The following is a 17304-nucleotide window of genomic DNA, read 5'->3' as shown; positions in this document are numbered from 1 at the left end:
CACAGGTTTTGACGAGATCGACACGCAAAAAAAAGCCCCGCTCGAAAGCGGGGCTTTTTTAACCCGTAAGGGTTAGCCGATGCTGACACCGTGGGATTCAGCCAGAGGCTTCAGGCCGCCAGCAAAACCCTGGCCGATCGCCTTGAACTTGAACTCTTCACCGCTGCGATACAGCTCGCCAAAGATCATGGCGGTTTCGGTCGAAGCGTCTTCGCTCAGGTCGAAACGTGCCAGTTCTTTACCGTCAGCCTTGTTCACAACGCGGATGTAGCCGTTGGAAACCTGGCCGAAGTTTTGTTTGCGTGCATCGGAGTCGTGGATGGTGACTGCGAATACCAACTTCTTCACCAGCGGAGCCAGGGAAGTCAGTTTGACGGTCACTTGTTCATCGTCGCCTTCGCCGGCACCGGAGCGGTTGTCGCCCATGTGTTCAACGGAGCCGTCAGTGGACTTTTTGTTGTTGTAGAAAATGAAGCTGTTGTCGTCGAGCACTTTGCCGTTTTCACCAACGATGAAAATCGACGCATCGAGGTCGAACTCGGTGCCGTCGGTAACACGAGGATCCCAGCCCAGACCCACGAGCACTTCGCTCAGGCCTGGCGCTTCTTTGGAGAGGGATACGTTGCCGCCTTTGGAAAGACTTACAGCCATGGATAAATTCCTTATTCAGTAGACCGAGGGGTTTTAGAAGTTCATGCCGTACGAGTTAGCCAGTGCCTTCAGGCCGCCGGCATAGCCCGAACCAACGGCACGGAATTTCCATTCGCCGTTGTTGCGATACAGCTCGGCGAAGATCATCGCGGTTTCAGTTGAAGCGTCTTCTGCCAGGTCGTAACGAACGATCTCGGCACCGGTGATTTCGTTGACTACACGAATGAACGAACCACCGACCTGACCGAAGTTTTGCTTGCGTGCATCAGCGTCGTGGATGGTGACGGTGAATGCGATCTTGTCGATATCAGCCGGAACGCGGCTCAAATCGATTTTCAGCACTTCGTCGTCGCCATCGCCAGCACCGGTGCGGTTGTCACCGGTGTGCTCGATGGAACCGTCAGCGCTTTTGAGCTGGTTGTAGAAAATAAAGTCGGCGTCACCACGCACTTTGCCGTTGGCACCCAGCAGGAACGCGCTTGCGTCCAGGTCAAACTCCGTGCCGTCAGTTGCGCGAGGATCCCAACCCAGACCGACCAGAATCTTGGTCAGCGAAGGATCGGTCTTCGATAGGGACAGATTGCCGCCTTTTTGAAGAGTCAATGCCATGAGTACAGCTCCTTGTGGTTAATGCGTTTTGAATTACTGGTTATCAGCCGGGGCAACTTCCTTTTCCGGGAAGATCACACTGGCGAAGATGCCGATGGCCAGCACCACAACAACGATGAGCAGACTGGTGTTCGGGTCGATGTTGTAACCGTGATGGAACAGGTGGTCAGTCGCATTCAGGCCGAGCTTCACCGCAATGAAAAACAGCAGCGCGATGACGGCTTTTTCCAGGTGAACCAGGTAGCGCTTGAGGGCTTCCAGTACGAAGTACATGGTCCGCAGGCCGAGGATCGCGAAGAGCATCGCCGAGAACACGATCAGCGGTTCGCGGCTGACCGCGATAACCGCCGGGACGGAGTCGAAGGCAAACAACACATCGGACACTTCCATGACCACCAGGCACAGGAACAGTGGCGTGGCGAACAGACCGCCCTTGGCCGCCAGCGACATGCCCTTGTTTTCCGGTTTGGTCAGTTCGGCTTCCAGCGTCTTGCGGCGCACGAAGAAGTCATGACCATGCAGTTTCGGCCACACCGGGAACAGCTTCTTCGCGAAGCGGTAAGCCATGTGCGTGGAGTAATCCTCTTCTTCTTCGTCGTCACCGCCGCCTCTGAGCATCATGACTGCCGTCCAGGCCACGATCAGGGCAAAGACCACTTCGACCCACGGCCCCAGCGCCAGCAAGCCAGTACCGATAGCCACGAAGATCAGGCGGAAAACGATCGCGCCGATAATGCCCCAGTACAGGACCCGGTGGCGCAAGCCATTCGGCACTTTGAACCAGGCGAAGATCGCCATGAACACGAACAGGTTGTCCACGCTCAGGACTTTTTCCAGCGCATAGCCGGTGATGAACAGGGTCGCGACATCCGGACCGTGTTCGACGTACAGAAACCCTGCAAAGCCAAACGAGATGAGAATCCAGAACACCGACCAGGCCGACGCTTTGGCGAGGCTGATCGGCTGGTCACCGCGATGGGTGAACATGTCGAGGATCATCGCGCCGAGCGCCAGCGCCACAAACACAGCGATGGTCAGCGGGGGGAAACCCAGGTGAGAAACTTCCACAGTTTTGTTTCCTTACAGTTCAAAGTCAGCTGGGGGTAGACCCAGCTCGAGGCAAATCAGGCGGCAAACGGCTTTTTCCTTGTCGTCGAAATTACCGTCCGACGCGCCGATGGCGCACGCAACGCGCACGAGCAGGCGACCTGCGCCGTCCTTGCCCTTGATCTTGCTGATGTTCTTCAGGGCTTCGGCTTGACCGATCTGGAAGTCAAACTCGAACTTGCCACACGCGTCATTGAAGACTTTGATGACGTCGGTCAGGTTGAACACCTTCAACTCTGGCGAGTTGTTGATGAACCCGGTCATCTTCATTTTTTCTGCCGAGGTGACTTCACCGTCAGCCGCCGCAACCATGGCACAGCTATTGGCGACCGCTTCCATGAACTCTTTGTTCTTGAACTTGGCCACTTCGGTGGTCAGTTTTTCGCGGGCAAGTGCCGCGTTCGTTTTCAACCATGACAACATGTTGTTCACCTCAAGGGCGGGCCGGACCGGCCCGCCGTATTCAAATAATTACTTGGAGCCAGCCGCCCAGCGCATGCCCCAGCCGTAAGCCTTGTCCATGAACGAATGCCCCTTGTGGAAGTCGACGCGTCGACTCACCTTGACGCCGCCGCCCTCATTTTCCAGCAGAGCGATTGCACACATGCCGAGGCGACCGCCCTCTTCATTCAGGCGAACTTCGATAGGTGGCTGGCCCGGGACATAAATGGTCACGACGCCATCGGTCTCCCGCCAGTTCGGTGCACCCTCATAGATGAAGGCAAACACCAGAACCCGGCGGATTTCCCCCCAATGCTTACCGTTGATGTGGAGCCATTCGCCATCGCTGACGGCACCGGTACGGTCATCGCCCATCAACTGAATGTACGGATCGTGATTGAGCTCGCCGAAGCAATTGCCCAGCGCCTGAACAACGCCCTTGGACCCGTCCTGCAACTCAAACAGGCAACCGACGTCGAGGTCGATGGCGTTGTTTCGCGAGAAGAAGCCACCGGACTTGCCTTTGTTCCAGTTGAGGTTGACCTTGATCTCGCCGAAGCCTCCGGCCGTTTTCTCCAGGCTGATGGAGGAGCGGGTCTTGTCGAGGGTGATTTTGCTGAGGCTGACCGAAGACTTCGCTGCCGCCGGTGCTGGCGCGGCAGGCGCGGCAGGCGCCGCAACAGGAGCAGGCGCAGGAGCAGCAACCAGAGCCGGAGTCGGCGCGGCAATTTCAACGCCGAAGTACTTGGCCAACGGCTCCAGGCCACCGGCGAAACCCTGGGCGACACAACGGAACTTCCACTCACCCTGGCGGCGATAAAACTCGCCGAGGATCAGGGCCGTTTCCTTCATTCCACCCGTGGGAATCTGCGCTTCGATGCCGCCAGTGACGGCCAGCGAAAGCTGAGACACGCGGTCAAAACTGGCTTTGTTCTCGTAGATCGTCGCCGTCAGCGCCACCTTCTCGACCGCCGCATCGAGGCGCGACAAATCAAGGGTGAAGACCGCGCGACCGGCCGAGGACTCGGTCATCTGCACCGTTCCGCCCAGCACGTTGGTCTGGCCGTAGAAACACATATCGGTGTCGCCGCGGACTTTCCCCGCGGCCCCCAGGACGAATGCAGACACGTCGATATCGGCACCCGGGATGGCCGAGTAGCTGATATCGATCCGTACCTGACCGGTGGCTACCGGCGCGTTTCCGCCAGGTACCAGGGTTGTCATGCACGCACCGCCTGCACAGCCAGATTGACCAGGTCGTCAGCGGTACGGCCATTGGTCACCTGACCGATCGCCTTGAATTCCCAGCCGCCGTTTTCACGTACCAGACTGGCCATGACCACACCGGTGTGACGACCTTTCTCGGAAAGATTGAAGCGCGCCAGTTCGGTCTTGTTGCTCGCGTTAACGATACGGCAATAGGCGTTGGCAATCTTTTCGAAGGTCTGGCCAGTGAAGCTGTTCACGGTAAACACCAGGGATTTGACGGTGGCCGGCAGACGCTGCAGATCAACCCGGATCGTTTCGTCGTCGCCATCGCCTTCGCCAGTGCGGTTGTCACCCGAATGCTGGATCGAACCATCGCGGGAAGTCAGTTGACGGAACCACACCAGGTCCACTGGTTTGTAATCTGCATCGAAAAGAATGCAGGAAGCATCCAGGTCGACATCACCACCGTTACCCATCAACCGCCCCATGAACCCGGCTTTTTCCGGATCCCAGCCCAGGCCAAGCGTGATAGCGGTGAGGCCACCGCCAGCAGTTTTTTCCAGGGAAATTGTTTGGTTTTTAGTCAGAGTTAGGGCCATCGGTACGCTCCTTGTTGATCGTCGGTTGCTCGTGGTTTTCGCTGCTTCCCTCAACCGGATGAGTCGCCGTCGGCACAACGCCTGCGTCTCGAGCCAAGGTCTTGGTGACCCGAAGGCGTCCTCGACGCCATGCGGGGTGGAAATGTCGCCAGTGCGCGTCTTGCGCAGCGGCCAAAAGTTCGTGGTCGCCGCGGGTGTCGCCCCAGGCGCGCAATCGGTATTGCGTCAAATCTCCATAGACCGCTTCAAGTCGTCGCACTTTTGCTTCACAGCGGCAGTTGTCGCCCGATATGCGCCCCGTGAGGCGCCCATCGACGACTTCCAGTTCAGTCGCGATCAGCTTGATATTGAGCCGATCGGCAAACGGTTTCAGGACCAGCGCCGGCGAGGCCGAGCACAGCGTGACCTCGCTGCCTGCCTGTCTTTCGGCGGCCACAGAGGCCAGGCCGGCAGGACGCATCAGGCGAGTCCAATGCAATCCGCAGAATTCTGCGGCCTTGTGCCGGACCCACTCTTCTTTGGCGTCGGTCAGGAAAGCGGCGATCAGCCGTGCCTTGAGTTCGTCTCGAGACAAGCGGCGCGTCAGGTAACGCACCCCTGGCCCGGCGAGCAGGCGCAAGCGCTTGGCGAACTCAAGTTTGCCAAACGCATATTTCAGAAAGGGGACGAAGCTGTCGTGCCGGGTCAACGTGCCGTCGAAGTCAAAAACCGACAGTACCTTGGCCCCGGCTGGGCCCATCTCGAGCATTTCCTGAGTCATCGGCCCGCCTCCGCAAGACGAATCGATTGATCGGTTTGGCTCGGCTCCGCATGCCTGACGCCGTGCCATTTGGCACGTTCAAGAATGTTGGTGGCCCATTTGAAGTGAGTTGCTGGTTCACACATCGTGTCATTGTGATTGAAGACGGCCGGCGCGACCTCGTTCAGCATCAATTTGGCACAATTTAGATCTTCAAGGCTGACGCGCAGACTGTCCTGAATACTGCTGATCTGACTTGGATGAATCGCCGTTTTGCCCACCAAACCGTGGGCAATATCGAGGCTCAGCTCTTCCAGCAATAGATGCGGCGTCGCCAAACGCTCGAACACCGGGGCGGTCAAGGCAAACCCCTGCGAGCCCATGACCCCGGCCAACATCTGGATCACGTAACCCATGGGTGTGCTGTAAAGCGTTGTTGCCGGATTGCGTCGAAGGCCCAGACAGCCCAGCAAGTCATTCCCGCCGATCCGCAGCGCAATGATGCGATGGTTCAGCGTCTGCTTGAGCGCCTCACCCAGTTCGACCATCGCCACAGGATTGAAGACTTCCCGGGTTTCCAGGGTCGGCATAAGAAAGATGTCGGGATTGGTGACCGCCAATTCCCATGCGCGCAGATTGGACAGGCTCAGTTTCGGCAACACAAAACCATCCACATGCGCCATCAACGGCCATTCGTTGAGCACGGCGGCCATCTGCGAATCACGCGGTCGCACGAACAGCATGGGGCCATCTACCGAACGGCCGCCCTGTTGCTCAATCGAGAGCAGTAACTTGTGCAGATTGGCCAACGCGGTCTCGACGTCGATGTCCGCGACTGCATCTTCAAGGCACACCACCATCGAGCGCAGTTCAGGCAACTTTTTATGCAGGACCACGTCGAGGATGTCCTCGCGGGTTGCCGGCATGTAGAGCGTTGCACCGAGGGCGTAGGGCGATAGTGTTTTCATCAGCTCAAACTCCGGATGACGGTCACCGCACGATAAGGACCCAGGGCTGCCCCCACTTCTTCAACCGTCACGTTTGCTCGCTCGGTCAGGTGCATTAGCAGTTGCACGTCCGGATCGCTGCGATCGCGGACCAGAACGTGATCCGGGACACGACGCAGGACGGCTCGCGTCGCCTCGGCAATGCCGGGTTTCACCCGGTTCAGATTGCTAATGCCAAATTGCGCGGCAATCGCGTCAATCACACCCAGCGCCGAAGCCTGCAGTTCGCTGCGTTGCGCCTCGGTCCATGGGGCAGCGGCCTCGACCGCAGGCTGTGCCTGACGCACGGCTTCGATCTGATCGATGAAGTCTCGGGTCACGTCGTGTTCATGCAAATGGTCGTACACCACGCAGCCATGCAGGCCACCGTTGGCGGGCCAGATGGAACGCGAGACCAGGCCGGAAACCGTGGCCCCGAGGATGCCCGACGGGATCACCCAGTCTTCGGCCGAAGCCGCCAGCCAGGCGCGACCGCAAGGATCGGCCAGCACCACAAGGCGTGGCTGTTCTGGAAAGCGCGTGTCGCCCTTGAGGCTGCGCTGGATCTCTCCAGAAATGGCGCCCTTGCCGGTCCAGCCATCCACAAAAACAATGTTTTCAGCACCGTGAGCGGCGATCACGGCTTCCAGGGCAATCATGTCGATGCCCCGGTCACGCACGATGCTGATCCCGTAATGATGGGCGTCACGCCCCAGATCCAGGAGCGCCCGGCGCAGCAATACGCCCAAGGGCAGCCCTGCGCGCACAAACGAAACCAGCGCGATCGAAGGGCCGTCACAGGCCTTGTCCAACGCCAGCGCCAGGGATTGGACATCCCGGGCCATACGGGCCGAATTCTGCTGCATTGCGCGCTGGTACAGCCCTTTGTGGACCTCAGTCGGGGCCGACTCCAGGCTGATCATCTCGGAGTAATGCTTCTGCCGCGTCTGGATCAGGCGCTCTTTCTCTTCTACATCCGTCACTTCGATTTCGACCGGCTGCAAAAGGAAGTGCACGTCATCCGGCGCGTAACTGCCACTGCCAACAGTGCTCAGGTGGGCAAAGGCATTAACCATTGATCATCGCCTCCACAACCTTGGCCAATTGGCTATGGGCAGGCGTCGCCCAGAAGTTGCATTCGTTCATGAAGCCCAGGTCGGTAACGCTGTCGCCAAACCCCAGCACCGGACGTTCGCCATTGGCGGCGCGATCACGGCGAAGCAATTCTTGAACCGCCAGACGCTTGGACAAGCCGTTCGGCAGGAAGGCCAGATTGTTGCCGTTACCGTGGATATGCATGTCGTCCAGCAGACCTCGAGCCTGGACCTCGGCCAGAACCTTCTGCAGCACCGAATCATCCGACTCGTTGTGCTTGGTCACGACGTAATTCAACAGGCCCTGCTCTTCCACTACCCATCCGCGCAGGGAAAAACCCATTTCCTCACCGATGGCCAACGTTTCAGCACTCAGTGCCGGAAGGCGGTTCTGATACGCCGCCAGCGCGTCGGTCATCTGCCCATGCCAATCGCGATCCAGCGAGCCATCGGGCTGAAGGATCACACCACCGTGGGAACACACGGCGCCCGCAACGAAGGGCAATTGCACGCGGCTGTAGGCTTCGACGCTACGCGCCGTGACCGGCACGACGTCTGCCGATGCCAGCAGCCATTCCACAAAACTTTTCTGCACTGCGCTCATGTAGCCATTGGGCTGGCCGTCGACATCCAGCGTCGCGGTGTGCCGTTCAGCACCTTGCGGCATCTTGCGGGCGGTCTGGAACAGGGTGTCATCGAGATCGATGAGTATCAGGGGACGCTTATTGCTCATCGACAATCACCTCTGCGTTCAATGCATCAATCAGCGACCGGGGAACCGCTTGCGCAGGCGTTTCGGTGCAGATCAACACCCGGTCAAACTGCCCCGGACGCACGTTGTAGAGAAAATTCGGGATACCGAGACCGTAGTTGTCGGAGAACGACAAGGCGTGTCCGATCTCATGGCCCAAGGCAATCGGCGAGCGACTGGTGGAGCTGAAATGCACGTCAGCACCGGCCCGCTCCAGACGCTCGGCCAGCAGGAACGGACGCCACACGAATTCGCTGGTGCCCACGACCATCACGCGCTCGCCTGGCTTGACCTGAATATCCGGGGCCAATGTGTCTTCGACATGACGCACGCCCAAGCGTCCCCAGTCATTACGCGGATCAATCGGCCACTCACCTACGGCGACCGCACCTACGTCCGGCATTTCAGGCAAGGGCGCGTCTTGATCTTCAGAGAAGCGATAAGCACCCTGCAGCAAGGACACCTGAGTGGCGGTCTCGCCCAGAACGTTGCGCACTGCGCCGCGAGACCAGTCAGTGAGCACACAGGTCACGACCCGTTCCACTTTGCTCAGCCCGGCATCCACGAGGGCGCGATGCAAATTGATGAACGTCTTGCCGGTGGAGGCTTCATCGTCAACCAGCACCAGGGAACGTGCGTTCAGCATCATTTCCCGGACATCGGGATCGATGGGCTGGTGAATCAGGTGCGCGCTGGCGTGACTGTGTTCTTCTTCAAAACGAGTGAACAACTCAGTCCCGACCGGATGGCGAGTGCTGACCATATAGACGGTGTCCGGGCGGGTCTTGCTGTAAGCGCGGTGAACGCCGGCACCCAGGCCTACGGCGGTCTCTGCCATACCGATGACGAGTACGGGGCCTGGCAGGTCATCGGGAATCTTGGCTGCGAGGTGCTCGTAGCTGATCTGCATGATCGATGGGCGAACAGGAATATGTCGGCCCAGAACGCGGGACACAAACAGGAACGCACGTTTAGGATTTCGGCGCTCGGCGAACCCGAACAAAGAATGGGGTTCGATGGAGGATTCATCGACGTCGACTTCCATCAGCCCGCGTTTGAGCTGCGCGCTGAGTCGAGTGGTCGAGTTTTTTTCTACTGCGAATTCCATTTGCAACATTCCTAAAAGAGGCGAGGTAGTGAACTGACAACCCTTCACTATTTTTAAAGCAGGGTGCCTCTACGGATTTCGGGCTTCGATCCGCCAGAGTGACGACTGGGCTTCACGAGCCATTTCGGCGGTCGAGAAAATTCGACCGGTTGGAGATTTGGGCGGCGAAACATGACAGGCATCCAGAAAGCCCAACAACAACCCGGCCTTGACCGCGAAGTTCATGTTTTGCGCGTCCGGCAGCGACGACGTCACCATCCCGATGACCGCCCCACTGCTATCAAACAATGGACTACCGCTGGAGCCTGGCTGAATGGCCGCGGTGAATTGGAGCAAACTTGAATCGTTGTGCAGCCCGAACAGACCGGACACCCCGCCCTGTGTCACATGAACGCCGCCACCCGCCAGGCCTGCCATCGGGAAGCCCAGGGCAATCACCGACTCGCCCAGTGCACAACCGGCGCCGTCCTTGAACACGACGGGCGACAGCGGCGGGCAATCCTGAATGCGCAGCAAGGCCATATCGTTGCGTTCATCGACCACCACCACTTCGGCGCGGTAGCGTCCGGCAAAGGAGGAAATGTGCAGCTCCTGCATGCCCTCGATCACATGCGCGCAGGTCATGACTTGACCGGGTGAAACGGCGAATCCGGTTCCCGTTGCCGAGGTACGACTGCTCGGTGAATCACCCGAGTACGGACGGCGCGTAGGATGCGCATCATCAATCGTGATGCCCATGCGACGGCCCATCGCGGCCAGTCCATAAGCTGATCCTTCAGCCAGCGCGCGGAATTTCCATTGATCATTGCGGCTGTAGAACTCGCCAATGACGATCGCTGATTCGCCATTACTTTTCAGATCAAGGAACAGTTCGACTTGATTGTCGACTTGCAGGCGCAAATCTTTGAGTTCGCTGATTGGGCCGGCCGCCGAGAAGGTATAAACGACCAGCAGCAGACGTTCGCTGCCGCCAGGGAGACGGGACAAGTCCAGGGAACAGCCAATAGACGACGGAGTACCGCTCCATTCCATCCACTGTTGAGTGATTTGAAACAGAGCCGGGTCACCTGTCGGTAGACGCTTTTCAGTGACGGGCAGCAGCGCGACGGCTGCGTATTCCCCAAATGCGGAAGAGTGGCTGCAATTCAGCGTCCAAGCACATTTTACGCCCGATATAGCGGCGTTCGCTCCAGGCGTAAGCGCCTTCATCCTGTCATTCCTTGATCGGTATGCTGGCAATTATGCCAAGACAGCTACAATCATTCACTGTCTGTGTGGCTTTGTAATATCAGGAAGGCGCTACAACGGCAACAGTGATTGGCTTCACTCGGACATCGTTCACCCACTGAACCGCAGGTTCAGGCAGGCCCAGCCGACGAGCGGCGAATATTCCGGCCAGGTTCACCCCGGTCGCCCGTGTGTATCCGATTCCGCCGGAATAGCGCGGATTGATCTCCAACAGGTGGGGAACACCGTCCTGGTCGTCTCGTGTCTGGACATTGACCAGCCCATCGCACTTGAAGTGTGCAGCGGCCTTGAGGGCAAGTTCTACGGCTGCGGACTCGCGCTCGAATGTCTGGTGAACGCCCTGCTTTCTTCTGCCGACGAACGCCACTGGCTTACCCGCTTCGCAAACCATGTCGACGGAACACTCGCTACCCGGCAAGTAAGGCATGACGAGCATCGGCGCCCGCTCCGCGCCGGACTTATAGATGTTCAGGTAGGTTTCAAAATCGACTTCTCGTGCGTCCGGGTTTTCCAGACAGCGGAACGGATCAACATCCGCCTTGAACCGCCAGAAGCCTTGCCCGTAGATGCCAACGACAGGCTTGATGCAAACCTCCCCCTGGCTCGACAACGTCTCATAAGCGGCGGCCAGTTCCCGGGCATTGCCGACGGTCACGGCGGGAATGCAGGCCAGCCCCGCCCGCTCGGCCTCTGCGGTGAACCGACTCTTGTCGTCCACGTTGTTGAAGGTCTCCATGGACATCCCGCCCGTCACAAGCTGCAAACCGGCGGCGTCGAAGCGCTCACGGGCTGCTTCGTAGTAACTGCCGATACGGCCGGCAAGAATCACCTTGATGCCGTGCTCAAGCGCGGTGGCGATCACCCAGTCGATTCGCGTCTCGTTATCCAGGGGTTCCTGAAAGCTGACGTCGGCCTGAGCGGTGATTTCAGGTCGGTCCTGACGATGGGACGCAAAAATCCTGACGTTCGCCGGCAGTGCTTCGCGCGCGCCGATAAGAATATCGCGCTGGCTGGATTGACCTTCGAGAAACCAGATCACGTTTACGCTCCTGAATGAATATCGACTGGGATTGAAACTCACGTTGAGTCACGAGATCCCGACGCCCGTTAAATTTCCCGTCACGATAACGGACATGAAACAAAAGGCTACCTAATTCCCTGATTGGTTTTGTCTGTGCGCGCCCGGACAGTGGCGCAGCCTGACTATTTTGATATCGTGCCGTCCATCTTCAGCGCTCCTCCAACAGTCGGGCGCGGTTTCAAGTTAACGGCGGGCAAGGAAGGGATCGGATGGAGTTTCTACGGTTTGTGATATTTGCAGCAGCCTGGGGATTCATGTGGCGCTGGGTAGTGATCAATCGTGGCACGTGGGGCATGATTTTCGGCAACATCGCCGGGGCCGTCTCCGGGTTCATTGTCGGGCTTGTGGTGTTGTCCATTACGCTGTCTGTCGTCCCGATGCAGTAGACGCACCGGGCTGGTGTAGGCCCTACCCCGCCTGCACCGGCAATACCACCAACGCCGCCAACCCACCCTTGGTTCGATTGCGCAGCTTCAACTCCCCGCCATGTTCCAACACAATCGCCCGCGCCGCCGATAACCCCAGGCCAACGCCGCCGGTGCTTTTATTGCGCGAACCTTCCATGCGAAAGAACGGCACAAACACTTGCTCAAGGCTGGCCTCTGGAATTCCCGGCCCACGATCCAACACCTTGATCCGCACCTGCCCATCATCGGCGATCAACTCAATCGCCGGCTCACTCGCGTACTTGATCGCGTTATCCAGCAAGTTGGTCATCACCCGTTTAAGCCCCAACGGCCGCCCGAAATACACCAGCCGCAGCGGTCCGTTAAACGCAATATCGATCTGCTGATCGCGATAATCATCCAGCAATGTTTGCAGCAATTCCGCGAGGTCAAACTGCGTCGCCGGCTCAAGTCGTGCATCGTCGCGAAAGAACTCCAGCGCCGAATTGATCATCGCCTGCATCTCATCCACATCCCGAAACAATCGTTGCTGTTGCTCGGTGTCTTCGATGAACTCACCGCGCAAGCGCATCCGCGTCAGGGGCGCACGCAGGTCGTGGGAAATAGCGGCGAGCATTTGTGTGCGGTCGCGGATGAAGTGTTGCAACTGGGCCTGCATCGCATTGAACGCGAGGATCGCCTGGCGGATTTCCTGCGGGCCGATCGGTTCGATGGGCGGTGCGCGGAAGTCCGTGCCAAAGCGTCGGGCGCCCTCGGCGAAACGTTGCAAAGGGGTGGCGAGGCGGCGAGTGGCGATCAGTGCGACCAGGGCCGTCGAGATCAGCGCCAGCAGCACGACAATCAAATAACGCGGCATTTCGTCGAGGCCCCAACTGCGCGAGGGCGCGGAGAACATCAGCCACGACGCGTCCGGCAACTCGATCACCAGCGCGTAATGCGCCTGCGCCAGATTCTCCGTCCAGTCGGACGGCTCGTAGGCTTCGATTCGCCGGTCGGCGGATTTGAACAGCGGTTGCAGGATGTCCATGCTGTCATGGGAAATGGGATCCTCCACCGCTGGCAGATTCAGCTCGTGCCGATCAAGGTGCCAACTGACGGTGAAACCTTGATCGCTGACGGCCTGAGCCAGTTGGCTGCGCAGTGGCGCGGGCGCCGCCTCGATCACGCGGGTGATGGCCCCGGCTTTTTCCAGCAAACCGATTTCGGTCAGCGGCGGCCGCGCCCAGACCCCGGCCAGTTGGATAAACAAGCCATTGAGCGCCAGTGAAATCAGCATGGCCAGGATGATCGTCAACGCGATCCAACGCGCGACCGTGTCTTGCGGCCAATGTCTTTTTAGCCCGTTCATCGCCGCGTCACGCTGGGGGTGAATAAATAGCCGCCATTGCGCACGGTGCGAATCATCGCCGGGCGCCTGGTGTCGGATTCGAGTTTGCGTCGCAGGCGGCTGACCTGAACGTCGATGCTGCGATCAAACGCTTCATGGCTATGCCCTCGCGCCAGGTCCAGCAATTGCTCGCGGGTCAGAATCCGTTGTGGGTGTTCGACGAAGACCAGCAGCAAGTCAAACTCGCCGGCCGACAGCGGAATCATCACGTTGTCCGGCGAACGCAGTTCCCGGCGTGTGACGTCCAGATGCCAGTCGGCGAAGTCGATCAGCGGCCGAGGGTGTTCCTGGGATGCAGGACGGCGCTCGTCTACGCGGCGCAACACGGCACGCACCCGAGCCAGCAGTTCGCGGGCGTCGAAGGGTTTGGTCAGGTAATCATCGGCGCCCAGTTCGAGCCCGACCACTCGGTCGCTGAGTTCACCCATGGCGGTCAGCATGATCACCGGCGTGGCGTAGCGAATCCGCAGTTGCTGACACAGGATCAACCCGCTGTCGCCCGGCAACATCACATCAAGAATGATCAGGTCCGGCGCCTGGCGCTCAATGGCCGCCCACAGCGACGCGCCGTCGGTGGCGACCTCGACGCTGTAGCCGTGCTGCACGAAGAATTTTTTCAGCAGATCGAGGACCTCAAGGTCGTCGTCCACAATTAACAGGCTGTTCACCGCAGGTCACTTAAGGGCCGAATGGAACCGCCATCTAAAACCATTCACGCCGGCCCGTCATATATTTCAATCGTGCAATAAAGCGTCAGCGCGGCAATAAACCAGACATCTTTGCGCAAGGCTTGGGGCTCAGCATCTCGGCGAATTCCTCCCGAGACTTACATCCATGTTGCCTTTCAAATGTGCTCCCTGGCTGGCCCGCAATACTTCGATTGCCGTGCTGGCCGCCGGGTTGGCGGGTTGCAGCAGCCAACCGCCGTCCACCGCCAGCGTGACCTGCGCCGAAATCAACTACTCGGTGTACGACCCGGCGGAACCGCTCAATCGCGGGGTGTTCGCCTTCAACCGGGTGCTCGACGACTACGCCCTGGCACCGGTCGCACGCGGCTATCGCTACCTGCCGGACTTTTTCCAGGCGGGTGTGCATAACTTCGTGGCCAACTTCGGCGAGCCCAAGGTGTTTATCAATGACCTGCTGCAAGGCAACCCGAGGCGCTCGGTCAATACCCTGGGACGTTTCGCGCTTAACACCACCGTCGGCGTGGTGGGGTTGATCGACGTCTCCGGCAAAGTCGGCATCCCGCGTCACGATGCGGACTTCGGCCAGACCTTCGGCGTGTGGGGCATCGGCAACGGCCCGATCGTCGAACTGCCGCTGTTCGGCACCTCCAACAGCCGCGACGCCGCCGGGCGCGTGCTGAGTTTTGTGGTCGACCCGTTTGGCAGCAACAGCGACACCGTGGACACGCTCAAAACCATCAACACCGTCGGCGGCATCGTCGATGGCCGCGCAGAAGTGTTGCCGCTGACCGATAGCCTGCAAAAACTGCCGGACTATTACAGCGCGTTACGCAACGTGGTGGCCGAACATCGCGCGGCTTACGTGGCCGATGGCAAACAGGGGTCACCGCAGACCACCCAATCTCAATGCACAGGAGCGCCAGCTGATGGGTTCTGAAAGCAAAAGTCTGATTCTGCAGCAGCGGGTGACGCAGAACGACTCGGCCAATCTGCACTGCCGGGAGATTACCCTGCGCTTGTCGGCGGACTGTCGCGAGTTGGTGCTGAGCCGCTACACCGAACATTACGGCCCGGCGCTGGTGCGCTGGATGGAGCGCAGTCATACGGTGTCGGTGAGTGATTTGTTTCGGTGGTTGGTGGCGAATGGTGAGCGAGGGGTCATCAGGTCGGACGCCTAATTGCAATTCATTGACATCCGCTGCGCTATTATCCCGCGCATCTTTGTAGCCTGAATCCGGATGTCCATGCCTTTGTCACTGCCTGACGATCACCAATCCCTGCCCCCCGTGCTGGTCGGGCCGTTGTTGCGGCGTCTGGAGCCTACGCGGCTGGTGATGTGGCTTGTAGGATCCCGGGCGTTGTCGCTGACGATTCGTCTGCAAGGTATCGGCGATATTCGTCTGGATGACGGCCAATGCACGGTCATCCCTGTCGGCACTCATGCCTTTATTCACTTGATCGACGTGCCGCTGGAGACTGCCCTGCCCTGGGACACGTTGATCGAGTACGACTTGCTGATCGACGACGCGGGCATCGCCGACTGGGCGCCGCATCTGCTCTATGGAGAAGCCCAATCTCCGAACTTCGTCCTGCGCTCAAAAATTGATCAACTGCTGCACGGTTCCTGCCGTAAACCGCATCACCCGGCGGCGGACGGTTTGTTGTGTGTCGATCGGCTGTTGGCGGGGGAACACGAAGCGGTCGAGCGCCCGGCCCTGTTGATGATGAGCGGCGACCAGGTCTACGCCGACGATGTCGCCGGGCCGATGCTGCGGGCGATCCATGCGTTGATCCAGCGCCTCGGTTTGTTCGAAGAGCACCTCGAAGGCGCGGTGGTCAGCGACAGTGCCAAGCTCTACGAACACCCGGCCAGTTACTACCATCGTGCGGATTTGTTACCGGCGCTTGAGAGCAATGAAACCCTGCGCGAGCGATTTTTCGGCGGTGCCCGTAAGCCGATTTTCACCAGTAGCAGTGCCGACAATCATCTGGTGACTTTCGCCGAAGTCATGGCCATGTACCTGCTGGTCTGGTCGCCCACCGCCTGGACGCTGATCGATCCGAAGCCACCGGCACTGACGCCCGAAAGACGCGAGCGCTATGCCCTCGAACAGACCTGCATCGATGCCTTCAAGGCCGGCCTCGGCGGTGTGGGCCGGGCGATGGCGCACTTGCCGTGCCTGATGATTTTCGACGACCACGATATTACCGATGACTGGAATCTTTCCGCGCAATGGGAGGAAACGGCCTACGGGCATCCGTTCTCCAAACGCATCATCGGCAACGCGCTGCTCGCTTATCTGTTGTGCCAGGGCTGGGGCAACAACCCGGATGCGTTCGGCGGTGTGCTGGAGAAAACCCGCACATTAAGCACCACCGAACGCTACCTCGACAGCACGCTCCAGGATGACTTGATTAATGACCTGCTGAGCTTTCAGAACTGGCATTACGTGTTGCCGACTACCCCGGCCCTGGTGGTGCTCGATACGCGCACCCGACGCTGGCGCAGCGAGATGAACCTCAAGCAGCCCTCGGGCCTGCTCGACTGGGAAGCCCTCAGCGAGTTGCAACAGGAACTGCTGGATCACCCGTCGGCGATCATCGTTTCACCGGCGCCGATCTTCGGCGTCAAGTTGATCGAAACGGTGCAGCGGGTCTTCAGTTGGTGCGGTTTTCCACTGCTGGTGGACGCCGAAAACTGGATGGCCCATCGCGGCGCGGCGCAAGTCATCCTGAACATTTTCCGACACTCACGCACACCCGGTAACTACGTGGTGCTGTCAGGTGATGTGCATTATTCCTTCGTCTACGAAGTATTGATCCGACATCGCAAGGCTGGCCCGCACATCTGGCAGATCACCAGCAGCGGCATCAAGAATGAATTCCCACGGGCCTTGCTCGAATGGTTTGATCGGCTCAACCGCTGGCTCTACTCGCCCCGTTCGCCGCTGAACTGGCTGACCAAACGCCGACGCATGCGCATCGTCCCGCACATTCCCGAACATGCTGAAGCAGGTGAACGGTTGTGGAATTCGGCGGGGATCGGGCAGGTGCTGTTTAATGACAAGGGCCAGCCGCGCGAGATATATCAGCACAATGCTGATGGCTCGCCGCGTACTCGAATGGTTGCGCCGGAGTAGTCGTCGACTCGCCAGCGTTGCGTGATGCAGAACCAATGTGGGAGCGGGCTTGCTCGCG

General features: G+C 59.2%; 19 protein-coding genes. 4 read left to right on the top strand and 15 right to left on the bottom strand.

Annotated elements, in window-relative coordinates; all coding sequences use genetic code 11:
• Positions 1-72: 72 nt before the first annotated feature.
• The 13 genes from NK667_RS00980 to NK667_RS00920 all read right to left on the bottom strand — a co-directional run bounded on the left by NK667_RS00980 (position 73) and on the right by NK667_RS00920 (position 11581).
• The gene (locus NK667_RS00980; RefSeq protein ID WP_054045427.1) at positions 73-651 is read right to left on the bottom strand and encodes a TerD family protein; all 579 of its coding nucleotides are present in this window, start codon (positions 649-651) and stop codon (positions 73-75) included.
• Between the two features lie 33 nt (positions 652-684).
• On the bottom strand, positions 685-1260 hold the full coding sequence (locus NK667_RS00975) for a TerD family protein (protein ID WP_054045429.1): 576 nt from the start codon (positions 1258-1260) through the stop codon (positions 685-687).
• Positions 1261-1293: 33 nt separating this feature from the next.
• On the bottom strand, positions 1294-2328 hold the full coding sequence (locus NK667_RS00970) for a TerC/Alx family metal homeostasis membrane protein (RefSeq protein ID WP_054045431.1): 1035 nt from the start codon (positions 2326-2328) through the stop codon (positions 1294-1296).
• Positions 2329-2340: 12 nt separating this feature from the next.
• Positions 2341-2790: a tellurite resistance TerB family protein gene (locus tag NK667_RS00965; protein WP_054045432.1), complete on the bottom strand. Its 450-nt coding sequence runs from the start codon at positions 2788-2790 to the stop codon at positions 2341-2343.
• Between the two features lie 48 nt (positions 2791-2838).
• Positions 2839-4032, bottom strand: coding sequence for a TerD family protein (locus NK667_RS00960; RefSeq protein WP_054613601.1), 1194 nt, complete (start codon positions 4030-4032; stop codon positions 2839-2841).
• Positions 4029-4616: a TerD family protein gene (locus tag NK667_RS00955; protein ID WP_054045436.1), complete on the bottom strand. Its 588-nt coding sequence runs from the start codon at positions 4614-4616 to the stop codon at positions 4029-4031. The genes NK667_RS00960 and NK667_RS00955 overlap by 4 nt, the downstream gene beginning before the upstream one ends.
• Positions 4597-5376, bottom strand: a complete 780-nt coding sequence (locus tag NK667_RS00950; RefSeq protein WP_083471268.1) for an HAD-IB family hydrolase — start codon at positions 5374-5376, stop codon at positions 4597-4599. The genes NK667_RS00955 and NK667_RS00950 overlap by 20 nt, the downstream gene beginning before the upstream one ends.
• A complete protein-coding gene (locus NK667_RS00945; RefSeq protein ID WP_054613600.1) occupies positions 5373-6323 on the bottom strand; it encodes an HpcH/HpaI aldolase/citrate lyase family protein in 951 nt (316 codons plus the stop codon). The genes NK667_RS00950 and NK667_RS00945 overlap by 4 nt, the downstream gene beginning before the upstream one ends.
• A complete protein-coding gene (locus tag NK667_RS00940) occupies positions 6323-7417 on the bottom strand; it encodes a cysteine protease StiP family protein (RefSeq protein WP_054613599.1) in 1095 nt (364 codons plus the stop codon). The genes NK667_RS00945 and NK667_RS00940 overlap by 1 nt, the downstream gene beginning before the upstream one ends.
• Positions 7410-8168 (bottom strand): HAD family hydrolase, encoded by a 759-nt coding sequence (locus NK667_RS00935; protein ID WP_054613598.1) that lies wholly within the window; start codon positions 8166-8168, stop codon positions 7410-7412. The genes NK667_RS00940 and NK667_RS00935 overlap by 8 nt, the downstream gene beginning before the upstream one ends.
• Positions 8158-9294 (bottom strand): phosphoribosyltransferase domain-containing protein, encoded by a 1137-nt coding sequence (locus NK667_RS00930; RefSeq protein ID WP_054613597.1) that lies wholly within the window; start codon positions 9292-9294, stop codon positions 8158-8160. Before NK667_RS00930 ends, NK667_RS00935 begins: the two co-directional genes overlap by 11 nt.
• 69 nt (positions 9295-9363) lie before the next feature.
• Complete coding sequence (locus NK667_RS00925; protein WP_054613596.1) at positions 9364-10503, bottom strand: trypsin-like peptidase domain-containing protein; 1140 nt, start codon at positions 10501-10503, stop codon at positions 9364-9366.
• Positions 10504-10582: 79 nt separating this feature from the next.
• A complete protein-coding gene (locus NK667_RS00920; RefSeq protein WP_054613595.1) occupies positions 10583-11581 on the bottom strand; it encodes an ATP-grasp domain-containing protein in 999 nt (332 codons plus the stop codon).
• 251 nt (positions 11582-11832) lie between these two features.
• Between NK667_RS00920 and NK667_RS00915 the strand changes: the two genes are divergently transcribed.
• Entirely contained in the window at positions 11833-12009 is a 177-nt protein-coding gene (locus NK667_RS00915) for a hypothetical protein (protein ID WP_156339444.1), read from the top strand.
• Positions 12010-12031: 22 nt separating this feature from the next.
• Here the strand turns inward: NK667_RS00915 and NK667_RS00910 are convergent, their stop codons facing one another.
• Both NK667_RS00910 and NK667_RS00905 read right to left on the bottom strand, forming a co-directional pair.
• A complete protein-coding gene (locus NK667_RS00910; RefSeq protein WP_054613594.1) occupies positions 12032-13378 on the bottom strand; it encodes a sensor histidine kinase in 1347 nt (448 codons plus the stop codon).
• A complete protein-coding gene (locus NK667_RS00905) occupies positions 13375-14085 on the bottom strand; it encodes a response regulator (RefSeq protein ID WP_054613593.1) in 711 nt (236 codons plus the stop codon). The genes NK667_RS00910 and NK667_RS00905 overlap by 4 nt, the downstream gene beginning before the upstream one ends.
• A gap of 166 nt (positions 14086-14251) precedes the next feature.
• Between NK667_RS00905 and NK667_RS00900 the strand changes: the two genes are divergently transcribed.
• From NK667_RS00900 to NK667_RS00890, 3 genes are read left to right on the top strand one after another with little or no spacing between them, the layout of a single operon-like run.
• Positions 14252-15043 carry an MlaA family lipoprotein gene (locus NK667_RS00900; RefSeq protein WP_054613592.1) on the top strand — a complete coding sequence of 264 codons (792 nt, stop codon included), beginning with the start codon at positions 14252-14254 and terminating at the stop codon, positions 15041-15043.
• Positions 15033-15284 (top strand): hypothetical protein, encoded by a 252-nt coding sequence (locus NK667_RS00895; protein WP_054613591.1) that lies wholly within the window; start codon positions 15033-15035, stop codon positions 15282-15284. The genes NK667_RS00900 and NK667_RS00895 overlap by 11 nt, the downstream gene beginning before the upstream one ends.
• Before the next feature lie 60 nt (positions 15285-15344).
• Positions 15345-17246, top strand: a complete 1902-nt coding sequence (locus tag NK667_RS00890) for an alkaline phosphatase D family protein (protein ID WP_054613590.1) — start codon at positions 15345-15347, stop codon at positions 17244-17246.
• The last annotated feature ends 58 nt before the right edge of the window (positions 17247-17304 follow it).

The sequence above is a fragment of the Pseudomonas nunensis genome (assembly GCF_024296925.1).
GTDB lineage: Bacteria > Pseudomonadota > Gammaproteobacteria > Pseudomonadales > Pseudomonadaceae > Aquipseudomonas > Aquipseudomonas nunensis.
This window is presented reverse-complemented; position numbering and strand designations above follow the sequence as displayed.